The organism is Blastococcus atacamensis (assembly GCF_002938425.1).
Lineage (GTDB): Bacteria > Actinomycetota > Actinomycetes > Mycobacteriales > Geodermatophilaceae > Blastococcus > Blastococcus atacamensis.
This window is the reverse complement of the sequence record NZ_POQU01000044.1, coordinates 24639-30645: the sequence shown is the minus strand read 5'-3', so window position 1 is coordinate 30645 and position 6007 is coordinate 24639. Positions and strand designations below refer to the sequence as shown.

Here is a 6007-nt window from a genome sequence, read left to right as displayed (position 1 = left end):
CTCCCATAATTTCATGTTGTCTCTTGGTCTCCGTCGTCAGTTGTGTGCCCGTCGGCGACGCTTCCACCGCCGACCCCGACCAGCAGCCCTCCGGTCGCGCCCACCCCGGGCAACGGACCGGTCGGGGGCGCACCCACGGGGAGCGTGCCCGAGCATCGCCCGTCACCCGAGCCCGCTCCGCAGCCACGACCGTCGGCGCCCCAGGCTCCGCCACCGGTGCCCGAGCAGCAGCCGCGGGTACCCGCGGGAGACGCCGGTCGTGGGACCGCGACCACACCCGAGCAGGTGCGCGAGCCAGTGGCGCAGGACCCCCCGCGGCCTGCCCGGCCGTGAGGTGACCGTCAGCGCGAGGCGGCGATGAGCTCCGCGATCTGGACGGTGTTGAGCGCCGCGCCCTTGCGCAGGTTGTCGTTGCTGACGAACAGCACGAGCCCGCGGCCGCCGTCGACCCCCTGGTCCTGCCGGATGCGGCCCACGTAGCTCGGGTCGCGGCCGGCGGCGAGGAGCGGGTTCGGGACGTCGGCGAGCTCGACGCCGGGCGCCCCGGCGAGCAGCTCGGTGGCCCGCTCCACGCTCAGCGGCCGCTCGAACTCGACGTTCAGCGACAGCGAGTGCCCCGTGAACACCGGGACGCGGACGCACGTGCCGGAGACGCGGAGATCCGGGATGCCGAGGATCTTGCGGCTCTCGTTGCGGAGCTTCTGCTCCTCGTCGGTCTCGAACGTGCCGTCGTCGACGACGGAGCCGGCCATGGGCAGCACGTTGAAGGCGATCGGCGCGACGTACTTCGCCGGCTCGGGGAAGGCGACCGCCGAGCCGTCGTGCGCCAGCGCGTCGGCCTTGTCGGCGACGGCCTTGGCCTGCCCGTGCAGCTCCTCCACGCCGGCGACGCCGCTGCCGGAGACCGCCTGGTAGGTGCTGGCGACGATGCGGACGAGGCCGGCCTCGTCGTGCAGCGGCTTGAGCACCGGCATCGCGGCCATGGTGGTGCAGTTCGGGTTGGCGATGATGCGGCCGGAGGCCTTCGCGATGTCGCCGGGGTTGACCTCGCTGACGACCAGCGGGATCTCCGGGTCGCGGCGGAAGGCCGAGCTGTTGTCGATGACGGTCACCCCCGCCGCGGCGAACCGTGGCGCCTGCGCGCGGGAGGTTGTGGCACCCGCGGAGAAGATGGCGATGTCCAGACCGGTCGGGTCGGCGGTCGCGGCGTCCTCGACGGTGATCTCGCCGCCGGCCCAGGGCAGCGTGGAGCCGGCCGAGCGCGCGGAGGCGAAGAAACGGAGTTCGGCGATCGGGAAGTTCCGCTCGGCGAGGATGTCGCGCACGACCCGGCCGACCTGGCCGGTCGCGCCGACGATGCCGACCCGCAGGCCGTCGGTGCTGCTCATCGTCCGGTCCCTCCGTAGACGACGGCCTCGACGTCGGAGCCGAGGTCGAACGCGTCGTGCACCGCGCGGACGGCGATGTCGACGTCGGTGTCGCGGCAGACCACGGAGATCCGGATCTCCGAGGTGCTGATCAGCTCGAGGTTCACGCCGGCGTCGGCCAGGGCGCCGAAGAACTTGGCCGAGACGCCGGGGTGCGAGCGCATGCCCGCGCCGACCAGCGAGACCTTGCCGATGTGCTGGTCGAAGCTGACGTCGGTGTAGCCGACGGTGTGCTTGACCTTCTCCAGGGCGGCCAGCGCGGCGGGGCCGTCGCTCTTGGGCAGCGTGAAGGAGATGTCGGCGAGCTTGCTGGCCTCGGCCGACACGTTCTGCACGATCATGTCGATGTTGATCTCGGCGTCGGCGAGCACCCGGAAGAGCTGCGCCGCCTCGCCCGGCCGGTCCGGCACCCCGTAGACGGTGATCTTGCCCTCGGAGCGGTCGTGCGCGACGCCCGTGATGATCGCCTGTTCCACCGGGAGGTCCTCCATCGAGCCGGCCACGATCGTGCCGGAGAGCTGTGAGTAGGAGCTGCGGACGTGCACGGGGATGCCGTACCGGCGGGCGTACTCGACGCACCGCAGCATGAGCACCTTGGCTCCCGACGCCGCGAGCTCGAGCATCTCCTCGTAGGTGACGGTCTCGAGCCGCTTGGCGTTGGGGACGATGCGCGGGTCGGCGGTGAAGACGCCGTCCACGTCGGTGTAGATCTCGCAGACGTCGGCGTTCAGCGCCGCGGCCACCGCGACGGCGGTGGTGTCGGAGCCGCCCCGGCCGAGCGTGGTGATGTCCTTGGTGTCCTGGCTGACGCCCTGGAACCCGGCGACGATGACGACCGATCCCTCGTCGAGCGCGGAGCGCAGGCGGCCCGGGGTGACATCGATGATGCGGGCCTTGCCGTGGCTGCCGGTGGTGATCACGCCGGCCTGCGAGCCGGTGAACGATCGGGCCTCGTAGCCGTGCTCGGAGATGGCGATCGCCAGCAGCGCCATCGAGATCCGCTCGCCGGCGGTGAGCAGCATGTCCAGCTCTCGACCGGGCGGGTCGTCGGTGATCTGGCTGGCCAGATCGAGCAGCTCGTCGGTCGTGTCGCCCATCGCGGAGACCACGACGACGACGTCGTCACCGTTCTTCTTCGCGGCGACGATCCGCTCGGCGACACGCTTCATGTGCTCTGCGGAGGCGACGGAGGAACCGCCGTACTTCTGGACGACGAGGGCCACAGGTCCCAAGGCTACCGACGCCCGAGCGGATGGCGGCGGTTGCGTCCGCGCGTTCCCGCAGGATGAGATCACCGGGTGGACTCACGGGAGCAGTGGCTGCTCAGCGCCGAGGAGCGCGGGAACCCCGCGACCAGCATCCCGGGCTGGACCGAGGGCAACCTCGCCGAGCCGCTGCTGCACGGCAGCGAGTACTTCGACCGGCTCGTCGACGCCGTGCTGGCGCTCGACGCCGGCGACCAGCTCTTCTTCACCGACTGGCGCGGCGATCCCGACCAGCTGCTGAGGGACGGCGGTCCGACGGTCGCCGAGCTGTTCACCGACGCGGTCGAGCGCGGAGTCTGCGTCCGGGGGCTCGTGTGGCGGTCGCACATGGACAAGGCGTCGTTCAGCAAGGAGGAGAACCGGGCGCTCGACCGCGAGATCGAGGACGGCGGCGGCCAGGTCATCCTCGATCAGCGGGTGCGGCGGATGGGCAGCCACCACCAGAAGTTCGTCGTCCTGCGCCACGACGAGGACCAGTCCAAGGACGTCGCCTTCGTCGGCGGGATCGATCTCTGCCACAGCCGACGGGACGATGCCCGGCACCTGGGGGATCGGCAGGCCGTCGCCATGTCCTCGGCCTACGGACCGACCCCGCCCTGGCACGACGTCCAGCTGCAGCTACGGGGTCCGGCCGTGCACGTGCTCGACACCGTGTTCCGGGAGCGCTGGCACGACCCCACCAGCCCGGATTCGCACAATCCGCTCGCCTGGGTCAGGGACCGGCTTAACCACGCCCGGCTGGAGGCCAGCGCGCTTCCTCCCCAGCTGCCGCCCCCACCGCCGTGCGGCCCGCACGTGGTGCAGAACCTGCGCACCTACCCGGCGATCCGGCCGGGCTACGAGTTCGCGCCGCGTGGCGAGCGCTCGGTGGCCCGCGGCTACACCAAGGCCATCAAGCGAGCCCGCCGACTCGTCTACCTCGAGGACCAGTACATGTGGTCGGCCGACGTGGCGCGGTTGTTCGCCGATGCGCTGACGGACAACCCCGACCTCCACCTGGTCGTCGTGGTGCCACGCGTGCCAGATCAGGAGGGGGCGCTCGGGTCCCGCCCGCAGCTGGTCGGCCGGTGGCAGGCGATCGAGATGTGCCAGCGGGCCGGCACCGGTCGGGTGCACGTGTTCGACGTCGAGAACCACGCCGGCACACCGGTGTACGTGCACGCGAAGGTCTGCGTCGTCGACGACGCCTGGGCCAGCGTCGGCAGCGACAACTTCAACCGGCGCTCGTGGACCCACGACAGCGAGCTCTCCAGCGCCGTCCTGGACACCACCCTCGACGCCCGCGAGCCACGCGACCCCGCGGGCACCGGAGACGGGGCGCGGGTGTTCGCGCGGGACCTGCGGCTGACCCTGGTCCGCGAGCACCTCGACCTGGACCCCGACGGCGACGAGGACGAGCTGCTCCTCGACCCGGAGCGCTTCATCGACGTCCTGACCGAGCGGGCGGCCGCGCTCGAGGCCTGGCACGACGGCGGACGCCAGGGGCCGCGACCGCCGGGCCGGCTGCGTGCACACCGCGCAGAGCAGCTGCCCTGGGCCACCCGGCTCTGGGCCACGCCGGTCTACCGCCTGGTCGACGACCCCGACGGCCGCCCCCTGCGCATGCGCCTGAAGAAGGACTTCTGACCGGCACGCTCAGAAGCCGGCGCCCAGCGGGAACGAGACCGCCCACCCCAACGCCACCAGCGCGACGGCACCGAGGCAGTGCAGTGCCGGGGCAAGCACCGCCCCACGGGCCGTGATGACCCCGCGGCGGACGCGCACCACCGAACGGGCGCCCAGCGCGACCAGCCCCACGACGGCCCAGCCCCCGACCCAGGCGTAGGCCACGCGGTAGACGACGTCGTCCTCGCCCCGCCGCATCTCCCGGTAGTCCTCGGCCAGGAAGCCGTCCCGCCCGTCCGCGGTCACGTAGACCTCCCGCCCCGCACCGTCGGGCACCAGGTGCCAGCCCTCCTCCTCACGGACGACGCGGAACTGGCCGTAGGAGTGCAGCTGCGCGGTGCGCACGTCCCCGTCGTCGGTCCGGTAGTCGGCCAGCAGCTCCTCGACGCCGTAGCCGTACCGGTCCTCCTCGACCCGCTGCCGCAGCAACACCACCGGGCGCGGGGTGGTGCCGGCGCTCTCGATCGCGGCCGCCGTGCCGGAGTTGCGGCCCTCGATGAACCCGATCGGGACCGCGAGCACCCCGATGACGAGCGAGAGCATGACGGCTCCGGTCCAGACGCCGCGCAGGACCCGCTCCACCCGGGGCGACCGGTCCTCGCCCGGACCGGCCAGGTCGACGGGCCGGGCTGCTCGCTCGCTCCGCCTGCCGGCCATACCGCCGTCTCTCCCTCGGGTCGCGTGCGGAAAACGCTGACGACCCCCTCGACGCGGCCCCGCCCTCGGGCCGGTCGGCATGACTTCCCCCGCACGCTCTCCCTCTGCCCCACCCATGGGGCAGAGGGAGAGTGTCCACAGGTAGGTCGTTCGGCCGCCCGGGGTGGGTCCGACGCCGCCACCATCACCACATGCCCGATGTCAGCCGGCTCGACGTGTCGGCTGCCCTGCGCCGCATCCGGCGGACCGCCGACCTCTCGCAACGGCAGATCGCGGAGCGTGCCGGGATCTCGAAGTCGGCGATCGCCCGGGCCGAGAGCGGGAGCGCAGGACTCGACGTGGATGCCCTCGCCGCCTGCGCGGCACTGGCCGGGCTGCGGATCGCCCTCCTCGACAGCGAGGGCCGCGAGGTCGGCGGGATGATCCGCGACGCGGTGCGAGACGGTGCCGGGCGGCGGTTCCCCGCTCACCTGGACCCGGTGCTGAGCGACGAGGAGCGGGGGCGCTGGGAGCACCGACGCGACCGTGAGCAGCCCACCTACACGTTCAGCCGCAGGTCGCCGTGGCAGGAGCCGGACGTCCGGGCGGCGGACCGACCCACCGACCACCCCCGACCGCAGCCCGGCGACTCCCCCACGGAGCGCCGGGCCGCCCGACGGGCGGCGATCGCCCGCGCGCGGGCGGAGGAACGCCGGCGACTGTTCGAGAGGAACGCGCTGCTCCCCCTGGACGACGGCTGGACGTGCACCTGCCCGGCCGCGTGCGACGAGCTCGAGGACTGGGCCGCGAAGCCGGTGCACGCCGCCGGCTGCCCGTGCCGCTGCGACGTCGGCTGACCCGCTGCTACCGTGGGCGACGTGCGCGGCAGCCTCCTGCTTACCCGCCGCGGCGAGGCCCTCTCCTAGGTCGGCTTCCTCGCCGCGGGGTTCAGGCGTTCCCGGCGTCCGCTGACCGATCCGGAGCTGTGCGCACTCCGCGCACGGCAGCCCGCAC

At 72.8% G+C, this 6007-nt stretch carries 5 protein-coding genes; 2 read left to right on the top strand and 3 right to left on the bottom strand.

The genetic code is table 11. The annotated features are described in order from the left end of the window. Positions 1-341 precede the first annotated feature (341 nt). Positions 342-1388, bottom strand: coding sequence for an aspartate-semialdehyde dehydrogenase (locus C5508_RS11845; RefSeq protein WP_104525152.1), 1047 nt, complete (start codon positions 1386-1388; stop codon positions 342-344). After that, positions 1385-2650 (bottom strand): aspartate kinase, encoded by a 1266-nt coding sequence (locus C5508_RS11840; protein WP_104525151.1) that lies wholly within the window; start codon positions 2648-2650, stop codon positions 1385-1387. The genes C5508_RS11845 and C5508_RS11840 overlap by 4 nt, the downstream gene beginning before the upstream one ends. 75 nt (positions 2651-2725) lie before the next feature. Between C5508_RS11840 and C5508_RS11835 the strand changes: the two genes are divergently transcribed. Continuing rightward, positions 2726-4318: a phospholipase D family protein gene (locus C5508_RS11835; RefSeq protein WP_104525150.1), complete on the top strand. Its 1593-nt coding sequence runs from the start codon at positions 2726-2728 to the stop codon at positions 4316-4318. A gap of 9 nt (positions 4319-4327) precedes the next feature. Here C5508_RS11835 and C5508_RS11830 read toward each other — a convergent pair whose 3' ends face one another. Next, the gene (locus tag C5508_RS11830; protein ID WP_104525149.1) at positions 4328-5014 is read right to left on the bottom strand and encodes a hypothetical protein; all 687 of its coding nucleotides are present in this window, start codon (positions 5012-5014) and stop codon (positions 4328-4330) included. Between the two features lie 191 nt (positions 5015-5205). On the opposite strand from C5508_RS11830, the gene C5508_RS11825 reads away from it, so the two are divergent. Then, positions 5206-5850 carry a helix-turn-helix domain-containing protein gene (locus C5508_RS11825; RefSeq protein ID WP_104525148.1) on the top strand — a complete coding sequence of 215 codons (645 nt, stop codon included), beginning with the start codon at positions 5206-5208 and terminating at the stop codon, positions 5848-5850. The last annotated feature ends 157 nt before the right edge of the window (positions 5851-6007 follow it).

Bases quoted from the DNA above. Each gene is read 5' to 3' on its own strand.
- C5508_RS11845 (WP_104525152.1), bottom strand. From the start codon at position 1,388: ATGAGCAGCACCGACGGCCTGCGGGTCGGCATCGTCGGCGCGACCGGC.
- C5508_RS11830 (WP_104525149.1), bottom strand. From the start codon at position 5,014: ATGGCCGGCAGGCGGAGCGAGCGAGCAGCCCGGCCCGTCGACCTGGCC.
- C5508_RS11825 (WP_104525148.1), top strand. From the start codon at position 5,206: ATGCCCGATGTCAGCCGGCTCGACGTGTCGGCTGCCCTGCGCCGCATC.